This is a genomic window from Olsenella sp. KH3B4 (genome assembly GCA_900111695.1).
Lineage (GTDB): Bacteria > Actinomycetota > Coriobacteriia > Coriobacteriales > Atopobiaceae > Tractidigestivibacter.
On the sequence record FOHD01000002.1, the window covers coordinates 106,524 to 128,426 of the forward strand.

Sequence of the window (21,903 nt, forward strand, 5' to 3'; positions counted from 1 at the left end):
GTACCAATTGCCTGAGGTTTTGTCGCTTGCATCATGGGGACGCTGTGTGGCATGCGCCCTAATTGTTTGCTGTTATCCAAGTTAAAACAGGGAAAACGTCCCCGTTGTACCAGGACACTACGCCTAAAGCCCCAGCGTTAGATACCAGAAATTCTGGCGTACCATAGGGACACGGACAGGCCTCTAGGCGATGGAGTTGGAGGACTCATGGACGAAGCGAGGCTCAAGCGCGCGCTTGAAACCCTGCTCGCGGAGCCGCAGGAGCACCCGGAGCCGGGGTCGGGTACGCTCCTCGTGGCGTACCGGCTGCGCGACAGGCCAGCCATTCCTACCTCAGTGCCCTGCCACATCCTGAGGACCACTTACGACGCAGAGCATCCGGCTCACCTGCTGCTGGACCGCCGCCCAGGGCCTGATGACATCATGGTCTACGCCTTTCTCGGCAAGCAGCGGCTGGACCGGGTGCTCATGGCCCTGGCGCCCTCCTCGTCCAATTTCTTCCAGGTATTGGTTGACAACCTTGGCCAAGAGCAGCAAGGCACCACGGAGATAGCGGAGGCGGGCGAGGTTGACCCCGCTATGCTGCAGGACATCTTCTCGCTCATGGTGGTTGCCTACGCCGAGCGTCGGGAGGAGTGGGAGCTGACAATAGGTGGCCTGGCCTCGGCGGCCATCGCGCTGGCAAGCCCCGCGATTCGCCGACATCCCGGACGTCGAAGCCCCGACGACCTTGTCGCCCTGCTCCTCACCGAAATTGCCGCACACCCCGAAAGCGTCACGCTCCAGGGATTGGCCGAGCGCTTCTCGTACAACCCCACCTACCTCTCGGGGTTGCTCCACGAGCAGTGCGGACGGACCTTCTCGCAGCTTGTGCGCGAACAGCGCATGCTTCGCGCACATCAGCTGCTTACGGACACCGGGCTTTCTGTGGCGAAGGTCGCCGCCATGGTTGGGTATGAAGGAACCAGCAACTTCCATCGGCTGTTCCGCGAGCGCTTTGGCGAGACTCCCGCGCAGGCGCGAGCCGGACGCAGCGCACGCCGCGCGGCTATGATGGAGGCTCAGGTTCACGACGACCGCTTGCGGGAGGCACGCGATGACCAAGGATGACAGCAGCACAGCTGCAGATGGCACGCCGCAGCTCAGCGGCTACGCGCAGCGCGTGATTGATGAGCTGGGCCTGGCTCCGCATCCCGAGGGCGGGTGGTATCGCCGCACATGGCAGTCGGCAACTCCGGTCAACGCAGGCGGGGACCGGCCGCTTGCCTCGTGCATCTACTTTTTGCTGCCGGCGTGCGACGCCAGTGCGTGGCACGTGGTCGATGCGGACGAGCTGTGGCTTTGGCACGGGCCCGGCGCGGTGACGCTCGAGCTTGGGGGCAGTGGCAGGCAGCCCGACGAGACCGGTGCGCGAAGCGTCACGCTTCGCGTTGACAAAGACAGCGCCCGTGGCGAGCTGGTTGTTCCCGCAGGAGTCTGGCAACGCACGGTTCCCTCAAGCGAAGACGCACTTGTCTCCTGCGTGGTGAGCCCGGGCTTCACCTTCGCAGGCTTCAAGCTCGCCGATCAAGCTTAGGGACACAGGTTGGCACGCGCAGACGACATACCCTGCCAGCAATGTGAGGACTGTCGCTTCAAGGCGGCAAACGGCACCTGCGTCAACAGGATCCGCCTGTTCGCAGGCCTGCCCGATGACGCGAAGCATGACCTTCTCGCCCGCTCCGTGCGTTCCTCCCACCGGCGCGGCGACATCCTGGTGCACGAGGGAGACCCGATCGACTCGGTGCTCATCGTGCGGTCAGGCCGCATCAAGACCTTTCGCATCGACCCCGACGGCGTGGAATACGTGCTCGACGTGCTGCACGACGGGCAGGCCATCTGGCACGGGATGTTTCTCGAGGACAACGTCTACCACTACTCCGTGGGCTGCCTCACCCGCGTTGAACTGTGCTCCATTCACCGCATGGACTTCGAGGCCATGCTCGCGGAACACCCCGACGCCGCGCTGGGGCTCATTCGCATGGTATGCACCGAGCTGGACGACGCCGAGGAGAAGGCGATGATGCTCGGCATTCGCGACCCGCGGCGGCGCGTGGCCCAGTACCTGCTTCTTCGCGACGAGCGCTGCATTGGCGCAGAGATTCACCTGGGACTGGAGGACATCGCTGCCTCGGTGGGGTTGCGCCCAGAGACCGTCTCTCGCGCCATTTCCTCGTTGAGCAGAGAGGGCCTGGTAGAACGCGTGGGCCGCGGTCGCCTGCGCATTGTCGACCGGGACAGGATGCGCTGCCTCAGCTAAGCGGGGCGAGTGGACGGGGCAGTACATGAATGCTGTTTCGAACGGCCCGGGACTCTGATGTGGCCACAATGCAAGTTGGGGCGTCTAGAGCGCATCGAACTGCCCTTCGTTACACACTTTTCTTCTCCACTGCGCCGAACTGCCCTTCGTTACACCTAGTTTCTGGCACCCCCAAAGTAGTGAACTGAGATACGGGAGAAAAAGCCCAGGTAGAAGCGTTATCAATTCCTTAACTAGAATGCAAAAGCCAATCGAGCCCGAAAAAGGGGTGTAACGAAGGGCAGTTCGGCGCATCCGCGGGCGATTTAATGTAACGAAGGGTACTTCGATGCACCGTGGCCCCTCGCTCCCTCGCTCGCCGTGCCTCCGCGGGATAATGCGCCTGTTTGAATCACGTGATTTCTCATTTACTTGATTTCAATCAAGGACCGCTCGGGCAACTCCCATTACATTTGAGCCCACACGAAGGCAGCGCACAGGTGGCAACGGCACTCTCACCCTTGAACGGAGGCAGACCATGCAAGGACGTGTTCACTCGACAGAATCGTTTGGCTCGGCAGACGGCCCGGGCGTGCGCTTCATCGTCTTCCTCCAGGGCTGCCCCATGCGCTGCCGTTACTGTCACAACCCCGATACCTGGGCCCTCGACCGCGGCACGCTCATGGAGCCGACGGACCTCCTTGACCAGGCGGAGCGTTATCGCAGCTACTGGGGACGCGAGGGCGGCATCACCGTCTCGGGCGGCGAGGCGCTCCTCCAGCCGGACTTCGTGGCGGAGCTCTTCGAGGGTGCTCACGCTCGTGGCATCAACACCTGCCTGGACACCTCGCTTGCGCCCTTCACCCGCCAGCAACCCTTCTACCAGGCATGGGAGCGAATCATGTCGGCCTGCGACCTGGTCCTCGCAGACATCAAGCACATCGACCCGGCGGAGCATCGCGCCCTCACGGGCCACTCCAACGAGAACATCCTCTACGCGCTGCGCTGGCTCTCCGACGCCGGCGTCCCCGTATGGATCCGCCACGTGCTGGTCCCTGGCATCACCGACAACGACGAGTACCTCCACCGCACTGCGGACTTCATCAAGACTCTCTCGAACGTCCGTCGCGTGGACGTGCTCCCCTACCACAGCCTGGGCGTCTACAAGTGGGACGAGCTTGGCATCCCGTACACGCTGCGCGACACCCAGCCGCCCAGCAAGGAACGAGTGGAAAACGCGGAACGAATCCTCGGCGCAGCGGTGCCGGGGCTTCCGCAGGCATAGCAACTACAGGAGGAACGCATGGCACTACGTGACGAATGGCAGGGCTTCTCGGCAGGTCACTGGACAGATGACGTGAACGTCCGCGACTTCATCCAGCGCAACTACACCCAGTACGAGGGCGACGAGTCGTTCCTCGCCGGCCCCACCGAGGCAACCGACAAGCTGTGGGGCAAGGTCCAGGAGTTCCAGAAGCAGGAGCGCGCCAACGGCGGCGTGCTCGACTGCGAGACCGAGGTCGTCTCTGGCCTCACCGCATACGGCCCCGGCTACATCGACCCCGAACTCAAGGACCTCGAGAAGGTCGTCGGCCTCCAGACCGACAAGCCCCTGAAGCGCGCCTTCATGCCCTACGGCGGCATCAAGATGGCCCAGCAGGCGGCAGAGAGCTACGGCTACAAGATCAACCCCAAGTACGACCAGATCTTCAACGAGTACCACAAGACCCACAACCAGGCCGTCTTTGACGCCTACACTCCCGAGATGCGCGCCGCGCGCCACAGCCATGTGATCACCGGTCTGCCCGACACCTACGGCCGCGGTCGCATCGTGGGCGACTACCGCCGCGTTGCGCTCTACGGCATTGACTTCCTCATTACGAAGAAACAGGAAGACCTCCTCAACTGCGGCGACGGCACCATGACCGACGACGTCATCCGCCTGCGCGAGGAGATTGCCGAGCAGATCCGCGCCCTCAAGGGCATCAAGGCGATGGCCAAGATCTACGGCTACGACATCTCGCAGCCCGCACGCGACGCACACGAGGCCGTGCAGTGGCTCTACTTTGGCTACCTGGCCGCCATCAAGACCCAGAACGGCGCCGCCATGTCCGTTGGCCGCATCTCCACGTTCCTGGACATCTACATTCAGCGCGACCTCGAGGCCGGCAAGCTCAACGAGACTCAGGCGCAGGAGCTCATCGACCACCTGGTCCTCAAGTTCCGCATGGTCAAGTTCGCACGCATCCCCAGCTACAACGAGCTGTTCTCCGGCGATCCCGTGTGGGCAACGCTTGAGATGGCGGGTCTCGGTCAGGATGGCCGCCACATGGTGACCAAGAACGATTTCCGCTTCCTGCACACGCTTGAGAACATGGGCCCCGCGCCCGAGCCCAACCTCACGGTGCTCTACTCCAAGCGCCTGCCCGAGGCCTTCCGTCGCTACGCGGCCAAGATCTCCATCACCACCAGCTCGATCCAGTACGAGAACGACAACGTCATGCGCCCGGTGTGGGGCGACGACTACAGCATCTGCTGCTGCGTCTCGGCAACCCAGACCGGCAAGGAGATGCAGTTCTTTGGCGCTCGCGCGAACCTCGCCAAGTGCCTGAACTATGCCATCAACGGCGGCAAGGACCTCAAGTACACCGACAAGCAGGGCAACCACATGCAGGTTGGACCCGAGCTCGCCCCCATCACGAGCGAGTACCTGGACTACGGCGAGGTCATGCACAAGTTCGACATCATGATGGACTGGCTGGCCGGCCTGTATGTGAACATCCTCGACCTCATCCAGTACATGCACGACAAGTACTACTACGAGGCCGCCGAGATGGCCCTCATCGACACTGATGTGCGCCGCACCTTCGCCACCGGCATCGCGGGCTTCAGCCACGTGGTCGACTCGCTCTCGGCCATCAAGTACGCCCGTGTGCGCACCGTGCGTGACGAGTCCGGCCTGGTTGTTGACTACGTTCCCGAGGGCGACTTCCCCCGCTACGGCAATGACGACGACCGCGCGGACGACATCGCCGTGTGGCTGCTCAAGACCTTCATGACCAAGATCAAGAAGCACCACACCTACCGCAACTCCGAGGCCACGACGTCCATCCTCACCATCACGTCCAACGTGGTGTACGGCAAGGCCACCGGCGCCCTGCCCGACGGCCGCCCGGCCTACACGCCCTTCTCGCCCGGCGCCAACCCCAGCTATGGTGCCGAGAAGAACGGCCTGCTCGCGAGCCTCAACTCCGTGGCCAAGCTTCCCTACGAGTACGCCCTTGACGGCATCTCGAACACGCAGACCATCAACCCCGGCGCGCTTGGCACCGACGAGCAGCAGCGCGTTGGCAACCTGGTGAACGTGCTTGACGGCTACTTCTCCAACGGCGCGCACCACCTCAACGTCAATGTGTTTGGCGTCGAGAAGCTCAAAGATGCGATGGAGCATCCCGAGAAGCCCGAGTACGCCAACTTCACGATCCGCGTCTCCGGCTACGCGGTGAAGTTCATCGACCTCACCCGCGAGCAGCAGCTCGACGTGATTGCGCGCACCTGCCACGACCACATGTAGGGCACTTGCAGGATAGACGCACGTACGGGGGATGGCAGTCTTGCGGCCGTCCCCCGTTCTTTATGCCGAACGGCGCGCCTCCGCCCCCCAGGCGCTGTTGGGAACTTTTCGTACCACGTTTTGGGCCGCTCGGCGGCGCAATTTCGTCCAATTTCTTCTCAGCAGCACCAGGTGTTCCGGTAGTGAGAACTGTTTAGCATGTTGCTCGCCCACTCGGGGTGAGCTCGCAGGGTCAATCAGGACTTAGCAAGCCGCAGAGCAATCAACGAGAATGCGGCTGCAACGGCAGCAACGATTGCCAGCACGACAAAGGCGGTTTGTCCACCTAGCGCCATTCCGGTTGTATTGTCAGCATTTGAAGATTGAGCAGCGGCCACAACCGCCGTAACGGTGCTTACTCCTACCGAGCCACCTAGCTGTTGCAGAGAGTTACAAACCGAAGTCCCATCAGCCCGCAGGCTATCGTTTAGAGAAGAAAGACCGTAGGTCATCGAGGGACTAGCCAACAGACCTTCCCCCATTCCCGATAGCAGGTACCACACCGCCAATCCCAAGACGGTATCCAATGAAAGGAAGCACATCAGAATAGCACCCAATACCAACAGGGTTGCACCAACTGCGATGGGAGCGCACGGTCCTTTTCTATCAAGAAGTCGACCAGCAACCGGAGAGAACAGCATCGTAGCCACGCACCCAGGAACCACTACAAGGCCAGAAACCTTTGCTCCCGTACCAAGAGCCACCTGGGTGAAGTTGGGAATCAACCATGCATATCCGAGGCATACGAAGGACGCGCCCGCAATTGCAGCTACTGACGTCATAAATCTAGTTGAGGAAAACACTTCAGGAGACACTAGAGGATATTTAGCACGTCTTGCGTGTCTTACAAATTGAACAAGAAGAATGAGGCCGGCAATTAGAAGAGCTGCAACAATAACGGTGAGCCCACCGTTAGATAGCCGATTCACCCCCACCACAATCAGAAGAAAACCAGAGGCTACAAAAAGGAACCCCGTCGCGTCAAATGGGCGTATAGCCAGTTCCGTTGTCTGTCGTAGACAGACCACTCCTGCAACGAATGCCACAGTAATGAGGGGGACCGCAAACAAAAACATCGCATGCCACCCAAACGCTTCTAGCACAACTCCACCATAAGCAGGCCCAATTGCCGGTGCCAACGAAATAATCAGCGACGCAACGCCCATCATCATGCCCATGTGCTCAAAGGGTACTTGATCTATTACAACGTTGAACATAAGCGGCATCGCAACGCCAGTCCCCAGCCCCTGAATAACTCTACCCAACAGGAGCTGGGGAAATGTAGCTGCGGTACAGCAAAGCAGCGTTCCCGCTGTAAAGGAAAGTGTTGAAACAGCAAAAAGACGACGCAAGGAATAGCGTGACTTGAGTACAGGGAATACGGGAATCGTCACCGACAAAACGAGTAGGTACGCGGATGTAATCCACTGTATTGTCGCTGTGTCGACTCCAAGCTCCGACATCATGACCGGGATGGCGACGTTAGTCGAGGTCTCAAACACAATCGCACAGAATGCGAGACTACCCGAAGCGATTATTGATACAACCGTCCTTGCATCGAGTGCTCGGGAAAATGTGCCTTGGTCACTCGTGTTAGTACTGCTCACATCCCCACAGCCTTTCAAATTGATTAGTTCAACATTTTGATTGAGACAGTATTGAAAAGAATCCCTTTTCCAGAAAAAACGAGACCGACCTCACGGTCGGCCTCGTCAATACAAATGCATCGGCCTTTCCCTGCATAATGAATCGCTAGTTCTAAACGGCCGCGTTCGCCTCGGTCGTCTCCTCTCCCATAGAACGCTCGTATGCCTTGAGGAATGGGAAGTAGATAACCATGTCAAGCATAATCAATACGACGATGAGCAATACTGCTTTCCAGTCTCCGGTCGAAAAGTACGCACCAAAAACTGAAGGCATGTTGTATGAGAGCATCGCATAGGTTCTCCCGATGATGTTGGCGGACATCAGTGAATAAGAAATGATAACGTTAACGATGCTGGTAACAATGCTAGGAATGAACAGCAGCGGGTTCAGCATGATTGGAAGTCCAAACGTTATTGGCTCAGAAATGCCAAAAAAGGCCGGGACGATACCGAGTTTACCAACAAGGTTGACTTCCTTATTCTTTGAGCGAAGACAAAGCAGACCTAGAGCAAGGCAGTTTCCCAAACCCCCGATAATGCCAAAGTAGCACCAAAACGAAACAGTGAAGACATGAGGCAAAGCTGTACTCGCCGCCTGAGCAGCAGCATTAACGGAGAGGGTACCGTACTCAATGGGGCTAAGGAATCCAGACCAAACCGTGTCGTGTATTCCGAAGAACCACCCAAAATTGAGCAGAAATGCAACAAGAATGGCGAACGCCATATTATCGGTCGCCTCAACCGCAGGCGAGAGTGCCCCAATAACAACTGCCGCGAAACAAGTTCCCGCAATGTTCTTGCAAAGTATAAAGATGACCGAATCAATTCCGAGAACAATGAGACAAGGGACAAGAGAACCGAAGGAAACCATCAGAGCGGGTGGAACGGAATCTGGCATCTTAATCCATCCTACTTTGTGCTCATAAAGAACACGAGAGAGCTCCACAGTCATTATGGATACAAAGAGGGCAACCAGGATTCCCTTGCCATCAAAGTAAGACAGCTGGCCAAGCACATTCCCAAACGATATTTCCTGCGGATCAATTACAAGCATGCAGTATCCCGCAAGAGAAATAATGATTGGAAGAAACACCTCCATGTCATACGATTTGGCGAGGTAATAGGTAATACCAATACAAACATAAAGAGAGAGGAACCCAAGGGTAACCTGATTGAGCCAACCCAGAACGAGGGCATTCTGCTGGCCGAAAGCCGCCCAAGCCAACAGTATTCCGTTGGTCGTGTCATCGGTTACTGGAGCAGAATTAATGACTGCAATAATGCCGCCAAAGAAAATTGGAGGCAGTATGGTCATAAAAGTATCACGTATGGCCTTTAGATGTCTTTCGCTTGCAAGCTTATTCGCGCCTGGCATGATGTTCTTTTCAATCCATGCGATAAAAGCTTCCATAGAAGAACCTCCTCCTCCAACCAGCTATTTCGTTGTCATACGGTTGAGTTGTTCAACGACCTTTGCTGCGTTCATGGTGCCGTATGTCCGGGGCTCTATCACCTCCACCGGGACATCATTGCCAACCTTTGCTCGTATTCCAGGAAGGAGATATCGAATCTGAGGACCTATTAGTACGCAATCAACCCCATCCAAATGTTCCTCGTATTCCTGTTCTCCGTATGCATAGACGTCGTAATCATTACCACCCATATCGTTTAGCTTCTTTGCCATAATTGATGTGGATAGGCCGCCATTACACACCAGCACAACCTTTTTCATCAAAACCTCCTCTAGCGAACGTCCAGCCAGTTGCTTGCTATTTCATCCCGATACCAGTAATAGGAGTCCTTTGGAATGCGTTTACACCCGTGGTCGAAATCAACGGCAACAAGCCCATAGCGTTTCTCGCAACCGTTTTTCCATGAATACAGGTCAAAGGGTGACCACACAAAGTACCCGCGAACGTCAACACCGTCTGACTGAGCTTTCAAGAGGTAGCGGACATGCTCTCTGATGTATTCAATCCGATACTGGTCATGAACTGGTCCGTTATGGACATCCTCGTAGTTCCCGAATCCATTCTCGGTGACATAGATTGGTCCTGAGAACTTTGCTGAATTGCGTCTTAGACCTTCGCGGAGCCCCTGAGGATATACGATCATTCCCCAGTCATTCCGAGGCAGTTCCGTCATGTCATCGTTGGCAACCTCAAACCAGTTTTTTACGACGGTTCTCATATTGCCTTTGTAGTTCTTGCCAAGATTGTTAACTTTGACGTCTGTCTCACCACCCGTATATGGCTTAACAAACTGAGGCGAATAGTAGTTCATGCCCAAAAATTGGACCGTATTGTTTTTGATGAGCTGCAACTCTTCGGGCTGAGCAATCGAGAGATCAAAGCCCTCAGCTGCCAGTTTCGCAACCATGTCGGAAGGGAATGCCCCAGAGCAGGCGGTATCGATAATCCAGTTATTGCAGTAGTTATCAGCGTTGCGGAACGCCAGCTGGCACGCTTCGCTGTCATCAATTCCATAAATCGTTTGATATGAGGTCACAATGCCAATCGAACCCAGAATACCAAGCTCTTTAAAGGATTTAACTGCAAGAGCATTGGCATACATGACGTTGTATGCGGCATTTACTACTTCCTGTGGATTCTTGTGACAAGGAGGGTAATTGCCCGACATGTATCCCGAGAATACGAACCACTTAGGCTCGTTGAAGGTTGTCCAGTGATCGACAAGGCCGTTAAACGCCTTGAATACAACTTCACAGTAATGCTGAAAAGCAGCCGCTGGCGCCTTGTTGAGCCAGCCTCCCTTCTCCTCTAGGTATTGCGGAAGATCCCAGTGATAGCAGGTAACGAACGGTTCAATTCCATTCTCGTGGCAGGCGTCGATCATCTGACGATAGAAGTCCAAGCCCTTCTCGTTAATTTCCCCGGATTCATTCTTAATGATCCTTGGCCAGGAGAGTGAGAAGCGATAGGCATTCTGGCCGCCCTCAGCCATCTGTCTAATGTCCTCACGAAACCTGTGGTAGTGGTCGGAAGCGACATCTCCATTCTCAAGGTTTTCCTGGTGAAGATAGTGATCCCACATCGATTCGACTTTTCCGTCTTCGTTCCATGCGCCTTCACACTGATAGGAAGCCGTTGCCGATCCCCAAAGCATTTTCCCGTTCATCTCCCATTCACCTCAATCTACTTGGAACACCGTCCTCGCGAATCAATCTCTTTGTCCGCCTTGATTTCATACAAATTGATAATTTCCTCAATTAATTCCCTTGCCAACTGCGCTGTCATCAAATGGTCTTGGGCATGAACGAGCAGCACGTCAACGTCAACATGATCACCAGATGCCTCTTGAGTCAAAAGGCGCGTCTGGCACCTGTGTGCAAGCAGACTTTCTTTCTTGGATTCTTCAATAAGTTCGCGAGCCTTTACAAAATTATTGTCTCGCGCATATCCGAGAGCTTCAAAAGCTAAACTGCGAGCCTGACCTGCGGACGCGATGATTTCGAACGATACTTCTTCTGAAGACCCAGGTGCTTCCGGCACATCACTCATCCCCTGCATGATTGGTTCCCCTTCCTAAGACAATCGATGAGACACTCCCATGTCTGCGTTTTAACTAGTTCGGAAATCGCTTCTTTGCTCACAAACAATTCGGCTAGAGACGCAAATGCGTCTGCTACGTCATTGCCACTTCGTGCATAAGAAACGAGAAAAACAGCACGAACATCGTGATTGAACTCATCCCAAGACAGAGGCTCATCAAGAAGAGCGACTGCCACTGCCGTTGTGCTTCCCTTTGCCTCGACGGGATGTGGAAGAGCCACCTGGTTCCCAAAGCACGTAGGTGCCACCTGCTCTCGCAAATCCACCGACTTACGTAGCGTCAAATCTGCAAATCCTGCAGAGACGATCGATGAGCACATCATGTCCAACAGCGAGTTCTTGTCCTTTGCTTTCACATGGGGAAAGAAAAGCTCACGGGAGAACATGGATGTAGCATCTCTTGCGTCCGCGCTCTCCAAAATGCGACGTATGTCGTCCCCAGCATCTCTGTCGAAGAAGTAACTAATCTGGCAAACTGGCACTGGAAGATCGAGCAGTGGGACCGTAGAGAAGACGTAATCGACATCGGAAAGATCTTTTCCGGCTACGCTTGCGGCGTCACATGTGTCGCACCGCTCGAGCAATCCACCAAACTCTGAAATAAAGCGCTGGCGAAGCAAGCGCGCACTCCCCATTCCAGAGGCGCACACCACAAGCACACGCATTTTTCGAGCCGGCGTTCGCCGACGTTCCAGCGAAAGCGCAAATGAAAGAGCGAGAAAACCAGTCTCGTCCTCATTTGGCCTGGCACCATAGTGGCGCTCAAGCACTTTCCCCGCCTCGAGCGCCATTGACCATGCAAGCGGATAGCGCAGCTTTGTCGCTTCGAGTAATGGGTTCTTTGCAGGCATTCCATATCGAAGCCGCACTGAGAGTGGCACGATGTGACGAGCAAGGTTCATTCGCAGCTCAAGATCGCTTCTAAGGTCTATCCGCATAGCAAGACGAGCAGCATCAAGGATTTCGCCAACGATATCCCAGACGCTACCGCTGATTACGGTCCCATCTGCATCGACCTCTTGGGAAAGGGCATCGATAGAATGCTTCCCCGCAAGGTGAATAGTAATGAAAGCAACCTCCGAGCTTGGAAGGTAAATCCCAAGATCATTCCCGATGGCCTGCGCAAGTTGTTGGGCAGTAATGCTTTCCGGCAGTGTCATCAGGCGTTCCCTCTGCTCGACATCCATGGGAACATAGCGACCCTGCTCTATTCGCTCGGCTGCAACCACGAGATGCACCACAAGATTCTGAAATGCAATAGAGCTAATAGAAAAGTTATTCTCACCGAGTACCCGCTCGACTGTCTTCCCTATTGTCTTGGCACGATTGGATAGCGCCTCATTTTTTCCGGTGCCACCAACAAGAGAGGCTGAGATTACCGAAGCAAGACATGTGCGTCTGTTGATTTCTGGTCCCTCGACACGAATCCCGTACCGCGGACGCTTTACAAGCGAAAGCCCAAACTTAGAGAGTTCAGCTTCAACCTCATGCAAGTCCATAGAGATGCTTTGGAACGAAACGAAGAGGCGATCGGCCAAATCGGGAACTCGCACCCAGCCATCGGTAAGTAGAAGGTAATTGAGGATACGGGGCACGCGCCTGACCGAACCAGCCTGCTCCTGTTCGACTTTATTGCCCCGATCAAGCCAAGTTTGAAATGCATCTTCATTAAGGACCTCGAGTTCATATACATTGTATTTTCTCGAGAACCGAATGAGAGCGATATCTTCAAGCATTTGGTTTGCCGCATGGACATGCGAACGCACTGTACGGGCACTCACTTTGAAACGTTCCATGAGCGTCTCAAGGGAATCACCCCCGTCATCAAGCAGTGTTTGTATGAGCTCGATGGTTCGCATCTTCCCTCCTTGGTTTTGCATATTAAAAAGTCGACAAGAAGCATTCCATCACGTCTCCTGCCACTTTCGTGGCAGGAGACGTGATGGAACTGCGCGTTTATACCCACCTGCAACATAGCCGCAGCACAAGCGAAACGAGTTATGGCTCCCGAAACAATCGCTGAGTCAATAGTCCTGGGCTGAGAGTTCTTATCGTGCTTTCCGACCGGTGTTGCTGAGAACTAATTCGACGTTTTGAGCCGAGCGGAGGCACCATTCTGGCGAATTTCTTCTCAACAGCGCCAGGCAGTCAGGAGGCCAAACGGCATCGCTACTCCACCGCATGCCGTCGTCGTCCCACCGCCACAAGCGTGGGAACAACCGCAAGCGACACCAGCGCACCTGCAAGGAAGATGAGCGACGAGGGCGTAAACCCACCCCCAACTACGCCAAAGCCTCCGATGGCTCCAGACCCAGAGCTCACCGCCGACCCAATCCACGGCCCCACGAGCATGGGGACCAGCACCACCATGAACATGCGCACGCCCTGGAGAGCGCCTGCACGGTCGGCCAGCGTGTTGTTGCGCACCTCGGCGGCAAAGCAGGCCACGGCTCCTAGGTACCCGCACAGCATGAGGACCGAGCCCACAAAGACACCCGCCACGCTCGTGAGCAGCGTGAGCGCCAGGCACCCCGCCACAAACAGCGCCAGCGGCAGGCGCACGGCGCGCTCAAAGCCAAGCTTGTCCAGGCGCCGGCCGTAGAAGATGGTGAAGACGGCCGCAATCACAATGCCCGGGGCCATCACAAACACGTAGCCCTCACCAAGCACATAGGGAAGCCGCAGGTAGAGCACGTAGTATGGCATAAAGACTTGAAGCGCCATCGAGAAGATGCAATAGCCGAGAAGCACCAGGTAGAGCACTGGGTTTGCACGCATCGTCGCAGGCGAGAACCCCCGCGCCACCCCGCGCAGCCAGCCCTTCTCGACCGAAGACACCGGATGTGAATCGCGCATGAGGGTACCGGCCACCACGGTGGCCGCCCCTACCAGCGCGCCAACGGTCACAAAGAGCGCCGGGTAGTCGTACGTCACGGACCCGTCATCGCCCACGCGCATGAGGGCCATCGCTCCGCCAAAGACAGCCAGCATCGTAATGAGCGGCATCGCGGAGTTAACGCCCTCAACGCGCCCGCGGTTTGTCTCGTCCGTCACGTCGGTGAGCCATGCGTTAAATGCCGCATCATTGGATAGGCTTCCAAAGAACGTCATCACGCAGTCGAAGGCAATCGTGAGGGTGACGCCCATGCGTGCCGCCTGGGCAGCGTCCGGCGAAAGCGTGTCCGAGATCACCTGGATGGCCGCAAACCCAATGATCGAGACGCCCCACAGAGCTGCGCCCGCCACCACAAAGGCCTTGCGACGGCGCACGCGGTCCGACCACGCGCCCACAAACAGCGTGGTCAGCGTAGCCGTAAGCGCCGAGGCGGAGACCATGAGCGCCACGTCCTGCAGCGAGGCGCCAAAGGAGTCCTGGACAAACAGGTTGAGGAAGTTGTTCTCAACAGCCCAGGCAACCTGACCCACAAAGGCGAGAAGCACGATAACCAGCCAAGTGGTTCGAGAGATTGTGGGTCTGGTGGCACGCGATGCGGCAGGTCTGGTCTTGTCTGCCATGGTTACCTCTCCCCCCCCTCTCGGAAGCGTCCGCGACGCACACAGGACACGCCGTGGTCATCTACGGCAACAGCTTGTTCACCCGGCGATCGAAGCTGAGAAGACCGTTGGTCTCCTCCTCCACGTCCGAGAGCTGCGTATACACGTAGCCGGCAAGCCCCTTGGCCTCAAGCGCCGCCGCTTCGTCGAGAAGCGACCGCACCGCACGGCGCCACTCCTCCAGGCTTTCGAAGCCCGCGTAGCCGTACGGCTCCAAAAAGGAGCTGTGGCCCTCAACGTGCCAGGTAAGTCCGCCAAACTCCGATATCACAAACGCCCGCGAGGATCCCCGCAGCCCCTGCGGCACGCGAAGCCTCCGGAAGTAGTTGTGTTCGCTTGCGTAGTCACCGCAGCCCTGGTCGTACCACCCGCTTGTGGCGTCGATGGGTCGCGTGGGGTCAATCGCGCGCACGCGGTTCACGGCATCGCGCGCGTTGAACTGGCCCCAGCCCTCGTTGAAGAGGCCCCACGTCACGATGCAGGGGTGGTTGCGCAGGTAGCGCACTGCGTCCTCGCAGTCACGCGTCCACTCCTGCTGGAAGGCGGGATCTGCCGACGAGAGGCGCACCTGGTGAGACGGGATATCGTCGCGGAAGTGCTCGCAGGCAAAGCGTGAGAGCGTGGGCTTCTGGTTGACCTGCCACATGTCGTAGGGTGCCGTGCCGCCGCTCACCATGTCCTGCCAGACGAGCATGCCCAAGCGGTCGCAGAGCCAGTACCAGCGGTCCTGCTCAATCTTGATATGCTTGCGCAGCATGTTGAAGCCAAGGTCCCTTGCGGCCCCGATATCTGCCGCCAGTGCGTCCACCGAGGGCGCGCTGAGAAGACCGTCGGACCAATAGCCCTGGTCCAGGACGCCGCGCAGAAATAGCGGCTGGTGATTGAGGCAAAAGCGCGGCACGCCAGCGGAGTCCGGCTCTATCGACACGGTGCGGAATGCGCAATAGCTTGTCACCTCGTCCGTACCATACTCGATGCGCAGACCGTAGAGGTAGGGGTCCTCCGGGGACCACAGGTGCGGCTCCGCAACGGGGATTCGCACGGACACGCTGGTCTCGGTTGCCGTGGCCACGCCACGGGCAACAACCGCTCCGTCTGACGAGAGGAGCGACACGCGCAGCTCCTCGCCCGGCCGCGAGACCCGCACGGCAACCGACACGTCGCCGGCATCTGGGTTTGCGTCGACGAGCAGCTCCTCGACGCGGTTCTCGGGCACGCGCTCCCACCACACGTCCTGCCAAATGCCGCTCTGCGCGGTATACCAGATGGTCCCGCATTGGAGGAGCTGCTTGCCGCGGGGATGCGGCTCGGTGTCGCTGGGATCGCGTACACAGAGCGCGAGTTCGTTCTTCTCGCCTGGTGCAAGCAGGTCCGTTACGTCAAACGAGAACGGCAGGTAGCCGCCGGCGTGAGTGCCGGCAAGACGCCCGTTCGCGTAGCAGGCGCAGGCGTAGTCGACAGCGTCAAAGTGAAGGAGCAGCCGCTCTCCGGGTTCAAGCGACGGCGCATCGAACGCGCGCCGATACCACAGCAGCTCGTCCGGCTTGAGTTGTCGCCCCACGCCCGAGAGCAGCGCTTCCGGCGAGAAGGGCACGCGGATGCGCTGGGAAAACGTCGTGGGCGCAGCAGCCGTGCACTCCGGCGCGGCACCGCCGGGGCTGGGCACGAAGGCGCAGTCCCACCACCCGTTGAGGCTCCCCCACGACTCGCGGGCAAACTGGGGGTGCGGATGGGTAAGCTGCGGCCGCGCGTCACCGGTTTTCAGCGCTTCTCCCCAAGGCGTCCAGAGGGGCAACGGATCTTGCCGCTCGTGCGTGCGAAGCCTGCCCGCAAGCATGCGCCGGATGTCCATAGCGCCTCCGTTCCCAAATGGCTACCAATCGAACCCGCATCGTACCTGCGGAGAGTTTAGCAGCAACGTCGTGTATTCCGGCGACACCAGCCGTGACCGACGGGAAACCAGTCTGAGGGGCACGCAACCTCATGTGCCGCCAAGCCTATCGAGCGCCATAACGGATACTCAAACCACTCTGCGCAGGAGAAAAGTCCAAAACTACGTGCAAAAATCAAGATAAGTGGATTATTTTCTTGACGCATGGCAGCAAATGGGTAATCGGACGACGGACTGCGGCGCCCAGAGGCCACAAACCATCGTCATTTTGCCTAAAACAGCAGCCAAGCTATCGACGTAAGTGCCAATTTGGGTGGCTTGCGCCTCAGTGCGCCACCGCCGCTTACACACAACTTGACTTTTGCACGTAATTATTTGATTTCCGCTTGCGCGCAGGCGCCCCAAACGGAACACCGTGCGACCGCCAGGCTCCTTGCGCGCCGCGGTCCTACCCCTGGGCCAACTCCTCGGCCAGGTAGCGCCCGGTAACCGACGCCCCGCACGCCGCTACGCCCTCGGGCGTGCCCACGCAGACTATGCGCCCGCCAGCCTCGCCGCCACCTGGCCCCATATCGATCACGTAGTCAGCGTTGGCAATCATGTCCAAGTCGTGCTCGATCACCACAACCGTCGCGCCATGCTCTACCAGCCCCTGCAGCACGCCGAGAAGCACCTCCACGTCAAGCGGGTGCAGGCCAATCGTTGGCTCGTCGAAGACAAAGAGGGTGCCCTCCTGGCTGCGGCCAATCTCACTTGAGAGTTTGAGCCGCTGCGCCTCGCCGCCAGAGAGCGCCGGCGTGGCTTCGCCCAGCGTGAGGTAGCCCAACCCGATGTCCGAGAGCGTCTGCAGCTTGGCGGCCACGCGGCGCAGGCGCCCGAGCCGCCCGAGTGCCTCGTCCACGGTCATCTCCATGAGCTCGGGCAGGCTCACGTAGCCGCCCTTCTCGCCGCCCGCACCGCGCGTGGTGTGGCGGCGCACCTCCCATGCCGCAGGCGCGTAGCGCGAGCCGTGGCAATCTGGGCAATCTATCTCGACGTCGGGAAGAAACTGCACGTCAAGTGAGATGGTCCCCGTCCCGTCGCACGTGGGGCACCGAAGCGAGCCCGTGTTGTACGAGAAGTCCCCCGCATGCAGCCCGCGGGCCTTTGCGTCGGTGGTCTGGGCAAAGGCGCGACGCAGGTCGTCCATCACGCCGGAGTACGTGGCCACCGTGGAGCGCACGTTCGCACCGATGGGCGTGGAGTCGATGAGGCACACGCGGCGGATGCCCGGCGCATCGCAGGCGCGCACGGTCTCGGGCAGCGCGGTGCCGGCAATGCGCGCCTCAAGCGCGGGCACCAGGCTCTCAAGCACCAGCGTGGTCTTGCCCGAGCCCGAGACTCCGGTCACCGCGACCATGCGTCCCTGCGGCACATCCAGACCGAGGGGCTGCACGGTGTGGACCTGGTTGGTCTCCAGGTGAATGCGGCCCAGGTCAAACATCGCGCTTCCCTCGGCTCGGCGGCGCGTGCGAATCCTGCGCTCGCCCGAGAGGAAGGGCGCAATGCGAGAGGCCTCGTCCTTCTCGACCTGCTCAACACTCCCCTGGCAGATGATTGTGCCGCCATTCTTGCCAGACCCCGGCCCCACCTCGATGAGGTGGTCCGCATGGCGCAGCACCCGCACGTCGTGGTCGACCAGCACGACGGAGTTCCCGTCGGCGAGAAGGTCGTCCACCACGCCGAGAAGCCCCTCCACGTTCGAGGGGTGCAGCCCAATCGAGGGCTCGTCGAGCACGTAGAGCACGCCCGTGGTGCGGTTGCGCACGGCGCGGGCGAGCTGCACGCGCTGGCGCTCGCCGTTGGAGAGCGTGGAGCTTGCGCGGTCAAGGGCAAGATAGCCCAGGCCCAGCTGACGCAGTCGGGCGATGGGCTCGGCCATGGTAGACACAATCTGGTCGGCCATGGCGGCAACCTCCGGCGGCAGCGTCGCCGAGACGCCAGGAAGCCACTCCGCCAGCTCGTCGAGCGTCATCGCCGTTGCCTCGGCCAGGTTGATGCCACGTACCTGCGGGTCTCTCGCCGCGGCCGAGAGGCGCGTGCCGTGGCAGTCCGGGCACGGACCCTCACGCAGGAACCTGGCAACGCGCTTCATGCCCTTCTCGTCCTTCACGCGCGCCAGGGCGTTCTCGACGGAGTAGACCGCGCTGTAGTACGTGAAGTCCATCTCGCCGGCGGTGTTTGTCTTCTCGTTGTGGTAGAGAAGGTGGTGCTTCTCGGCTGGCCCATGCAGGACGAACTCCCGCTCCTTTGGCGTGAGGTCGCGGAAGGGGACATCCGTGCGCACGCCCGAGTCGCGCGCAATGTCGGCCATGAGGCTCCACATGAGGCTGCCCCAGGGCTTAACCGCGCCCTCGTCGATGGTCAGGCTCTCGTCCGGCACGAGCGTAGACTCGTCAACCACGCGAGACACGCCGGTGCCACCGCAGGTGGGGCAGGCGCCCGTAGAGTTGAAGGCCAGCTCCTCGGCACCGCGGCCGTAGAACTTCTCACCACACACGGGGCAGACAATGGGCTGCTCAAGCGCCACGCTCATGGAGGGCGGGCAGCGGTGGCCATTGGGGCAGGTGTAGGAGCCCACGCGCGAGAAGAGCAGTCGCAGGCCGTTCAGAAGCTCGGTCGAGGTGCCAAAGGTTGAGCGCACGCCGGGCACGCCGGGACGCTGCCGCAGCGCAAGGGCGGCAGGCACGTGCTCGACCAGGTCGACGTCGGCACGGGCAGACTGCGTGAGGCGACGACGCGTGTAGGTCGAGAGCGCCTCGAGGTAGCGGCGGCTGCCCTCGGCGTAGAGCACGCCCAAAGCAAGGCTCGACTTGCCGGAGCCGGAGACGCCCGCAATGCCCACGAGCTCGCCCAGCGGCACGGATACGTCGACGTTCTTGAGGTTGTGCACGCGAGCGCCACGCACCTCGATGGCGCGTGGGGCGGTTTTGCCGAGAGACACTGCGGTCCCCCCTCCCTTGTCAGCTGCATTTCAGAACCATGGTACAGCCGCGCGGGGTTGCAGACGGAGCCCTGCAAGCAGGGCCGTAAAGTCACACAGCACGCGTATAGTATGTTCGTTATCTAACGTTTCATGACGATTGTGAGCAAACATGAGCCACGCCGAGAAGGCCGAGACCACCTCTCCCGCAACCCCCGCGCGCGGGCCGGTTCGCACCGCGCTCACTGCGGCACTGGACTACCTCTCTGGCGCCATGGTGAAGATGATTCCCGTGCTTCTCGTCTGCGGCATGTTCAAGACCGCACAGACACTCATTGGCCCCTCCATGCTGGGCCTCGCTAACATGCTTGCCGTGGGAACCGACTCGTTTGTGCTGGTTGGAGCTGGCGTTGCCATCTGGGCTGCGTTTGGCATGGCACTCGGCGGCTTCCTGCGGCAACGCGAGACGGCGTAGGGAGGCGAGACCCTGGGCTACTTTGTCTCGGGCATCGTGGGTGGTGTCACCGAGCCGGCGCTCTACGGCCTGGGCCTTCGGTACCGTAGGCCGCTCATCGGCCTTGCCGCCAGCGGGTTTGTTGGCGGCATTTGGGGCGGCGCCACGCATGTGACGGCCTACATCATGGGCTCGTCGAGCTTCCTCTCGATTCTGGATTACGTGGGCGGAGGTGCGCTCAACACGCTGAACGCCGGGATATCCGACCTGCTCGCGATGGGCGTTGCGGCCGCGGTGACCTACGCCACCTGGCGTGACAGCAATGAGGAGCGGCTTGGGTAGGGCCGCGCAGCGAGAACTCCGCGCAAAAGCGGCGCCGAGGCCCCAACGGACCCCGGCGCCGCCACAACGCGCATTCTCCCAACGTGTGCCCTACGAGAAGAACCTTCTCACCAGGTCACGTGAGTACTCGGCCGTCTCCTCCATGTCGCCAAAGGCCATGACCTCGCCGGCATAGAAGGTGTTGTTTTCGCCCTGCATGGCTTCGACTTTGTCGTACCAGCCGTCCGCATAGTCCTTCGAGCTCACATGCGGGAAGTAGTACCAGTCGTCGATGCGCTCGGTCTTGGTCACCGGCAGGCCGGACTTGGCCATGTCGGCAATCGTGGTGTCGCGCGCCTCCTCGAACGGCACGTCCTCCATGCCCTCATGGTTGCGCAGCGTGAAGGTGACCAGCGGCTGCGGACCGGCATCCGGCCAGCGGTGATAGAAGACCATGAGGTGTCCGCGAGTCTCGGGCGTCATGTTGTCAAAGTAGTAGTACGAGATCTCCGGCGCCTTGTCCTCATCCGTGCGCACGGCCATCGTGAAGTACTCCTTGTGCACGATCTTGGAGAAGAGCTCGCGCTCGGCCTGGTTGGCGTCACCGTATTCGAGGAAGAGCTCCAGCGGCGTGCAGATGACCAGCTTGTCGAAGGCCTGCTCCTCGCCGCCGTTCACGGTGACGTAAACCTTCTCGGGCGTGCGGCGAATCGACGTGATGGTGCTGTTGAGCTCGGCCGGGTGCTTGAGGTGGTCGTTCACGCCCTTCCAGATGGACTGCGTGCCGTTCTTCCAGGTCCAGAGCTTGCCAGTGGAGAGGAACTGCCTCACGGTGAAGGCATCGAGGTACTTGAGCACGTAGGCTGCGGGGATCTCGTCGAAGTAGCCGTAGCCAAACGACGTGAAGGGGCCCTTCCACACCAGCTCGGCATCCTCGCAGCCGTTCTTCTTGAGGAACTCGGAGAAAGGCATCGAGAGGTCCTTGAGGTTGGGGTTCTCGCCCTCGATGTGCGCGAGCTTGAGCTCCGGCGAGGGGCACGGCCCCTCGTAGCGACCCTGCGCCACGCCGCGGTGGCCGTTGACGTCGTAGCCCTTGTACTTCTTTTCGAGCAGGCGCGACAGCTTGTTCATCTTCATGACCTTCTTGAGAAGGTCGATCTTCCTGGACTTGAGCGGCGTGCCGTCGGTGTTCATGAACTTGCGACCCATCTTGGGGCCGTCCTCGTGCGTTGTGCCGCCAAACTCCTCGCACTCGTGCACGGCAAAGTAGGTGTCGCAGCCCATGACCGCGCCCATCTCGATGGTGCGGTCCTCCCACTCACCGTTGGAGTTCTTGACCTTCATGAGCGGCGAGAACGCCTTGCCTCCCACGTGGTCTGCCCGTTCGAAGATGCGGTAGTTGTCATACCCGTTCTTCTCGAGGTACATGGCCAGCGAAAGTCCCGCAGGGCCACCGCCAACAATGCAGATGCTGGAGTTCTTGTCCACAGTACTCACCTTCCACAAGAATGTGCTCGAAAGTAAACAAATTCATGTAAAGTCGATGTTATACCGACAGCATCACGCCAACAGTAACTATTTGGACTATTTGGCGAGCGGGGATCAAACACG

General features: G+C 59.1%; 17 protein-coding genes. 7 read left to right on the forward strand and 10 right to left on the reverse strand.

Translation table 11 applies throughout. The features are described 5' to 3' along the window. The first annotated feature begins 207 nt into the window (after positions 1-207). From BMX94_RS02445 to pflB, 5 genes are all read left to right on the forward strand, one after another. Positions 208-1,110 carry a helix-turn-helix transcriptional regulator gene (locus tag BMX94_RS02445; protein ID WP_091003052.1) on the forward strand — a complete coding sequence of 301 codons (903 nt, stop codon included), beginning with the start codon at positions 208-210 and terminating at the stop codon, positions 1,108-1,110. Further along, positions 1,097-1,576, forward strand: a complete 480-nt coding sequence (locus tag BMX94_RS02450) for a cupin domain-containing protein (protein WP_091003054.1) — start codon at positions 1,097-1,099, stop codon at positions 1,574-1,576. The genes BMX94_RS02445 and BMX94_RS02450 overlap by 14 nt, the downstream gene beginning before the upstream one ends. Before the next feature lie 9 nt (positions 1,577-1,585). Further along, a complete protein-coding gene (locus BMX94_RS02455; RefSeq protein WP_091003056.1) occupies positions 1,586-2,299 on the forward strand; it encodes a Crp/Fnr family transcriptional regulator in 714 nt (237 codons plus the stop codon). Between the two features lie 517 nt (positions 2,300-2,816). Continuing rightward, positions 2,817-3,563 (forward strand): pyruvate formate-lyase-activating protein, encoded by a 747-nt coding sequence (pflA, locus tag BMX94_RS02460; RefSeq protein ID WP_091003059.1) that lies wholly within the window; start codon positions 2,817-2,819, stop codon positions 3,561-3,563. 18 nt (positions 3,564-3,581) lie between these two features. Next, on the forward strand, positions 3,582-5,852 hold the full coding sequence (pflB, locus tag BMX94_RS02465; protein WP_091003061.1) for a formate C-acetyltransferase: 2,271 nt from the start codon (positions 3,582-3,584) through the stop codon (positions 5,850-5,852). A gap of 236 nt (positions 5,853-6,088) precedes the next feature. Here the strand turns inward: pflB and BMX94_RS02470 are convergent, their stop codons facing one another. The 9 genes from BMX94_RS02470 to BMX94_RS02510 all read right to left on the reverse strand — a co-directional run bounded on the left by BMX94_RS02470 (position 6,089) and on the right by BMX94_RS02510 (position 19,538). Next, entirely contained in the window at positions 6,089-7,498 is a 1,410-nt protein-coding gene (locus BMX94_RS02470) for an MFS transporter (protein ID WP_177171296.1), read from the reverse strand. 151 nt (positions 7,499-7,649) lie between these two features. Then, positions 7,650-8,948 carry a PTS sugar transporter subunit IIC gene (locus BMX94_RS02475; protein ID WP_091003065.1) on the reverse strand — a complete coding sequence of 433 codons (1,299 nt, stop codon included), beginning with the start codon at positions 8,946-8,948 and terminating at the stop codon, positions 7,650-7,652. 24 nt (positions 8,949-8,972) lie between these two features. Next, a complete protein-coding gene (locus BMX94_RS02480; protein ID WP_091003067.1) occupies positions 8,973-9,269 on the reverse strand; it encodes a PTS sugar transporter subunit IIB in 297 nt (98 codons plus the stop codon). A gap of 11 nt (positions 9,270-9,280) precedes the next feature. Continuing rightward, positions 9,281-10,675, reverse strand: coding sequence for a glycoside hydrolase family 1 protein (locus tag BMX94_RS02485; protein WP_091003069.1), 1,395 nt, complete (start codon positions 10,673-10,675; stop codon positions 9,281-9,283). 17 nt (positions 10,676-10,692) lie between these two features. Then, positions 10,693-11,067 (reverse strand): PTS lactose/cellobiose transporter subunit IIA, encoded by a 375-nt coding sequence (locus tag BMX94_RS02490; RefSeq protein WP_286159990.1) that lies wholly within the window; start codon positions 11,065-11,067, stop codon positions 10,693-10,695. Further along, positions 11,055-12,968: a BglG family transcription antiterminator gene (locus tag BMX94_RS02495; RefSeq protein WP_177171297.1), complete on the reverse strand. Its 1,914-nt coding sequence runs from the start codon at positions 12,966-12,968 to the stop codon at positions 11,055-11,057. The genes BMX94_RS02490 and BMX94_RS02495 overlap by 13 nt, the downstream gene beginning before the upstream one ends. A 310-nt stretch (positions 12,969-13,278) precedes the next feature. After that, complete coding sequence (locus BMX94_RS02500; RefSeq protein ID WP_091003073.1) at positions 13,279-14,625, reverse strand: MFS transporter; 1,347 nt, start codon at positions 14,623-14,625, stop codon at positions 13,279-13,281. 61 nt (positions 14,626-14,686) lie between these two features. After that, positions 14,687-16,516 carry a glycoside hydrolase family 2 protein gene (locus BMX94_RS02505; RefSeq protein ID WP_091003075.1) on the reverse strand — a complete coding sequence of 610 codons (1,830 nt, stop codon included), beginning with the start codon at positions 16,514-16,516 and terminating at the stop codon, positions 14,687-14,689. A gap of 487 nt (positions 16,517-17,003) precedes the next feature. Beyond that, positions 17,004-19,538, reverse strand: coding sequence for an excinuclease ABC subunit UvrA (locus tag BMX94_RS02510; RefSeq protein ID WP_091003077.1), 2,535 nt, complete (start codon positions 19,536-19,538; stop codon positions 17,004-17,006). A gap of 151 nt (positions 19,539-19,689) precedes the next feature. Here BMX94_RS02510 and BMX94_RS02515 point away from each other — a divergent pair, with 151 nt between their 5' ends. Further along, a complete protein-coding gene (locus tag BMX94_RS02515; protein WP_091003079.1) occupies positions 19,690-19,992 on the forward strand; it encodes a hypothetical protein in 303 nt (100 codons plus the stop codon). A 36-nt stretch (positions 19,993-20,028) separates the two neighbouring features. Then, on the forward strand, positions 20,029-20,313 hold the full coding sequence (locus BMX94_RS02520; protein ID WP_091003081.1) for a hypothetical protein: 285 nt from the start codon (positions 20,029-20,031) through the stop codon (positions 20,311-20,313). A gap of 90 nt (positions 20,314-20,403) precedes the next feature. On the opposite strand, the gene BMX94_RS02525 is transcribed toward BMX94_RS02520, so the two are convergent. After that, positions 20,404-21,780 (reverse strand): FAD-dependent oxidoreductase, encoded by a 1,377-nt coding sequence (locus BMX94_RS02525; protein WP_091003084.1) that lies wholly within the window; start codon positions 21,778-21,780, stop codon positions 20,404-20,406. Positions 21,781-21,903: the final 123 nt, after the last annotated feature.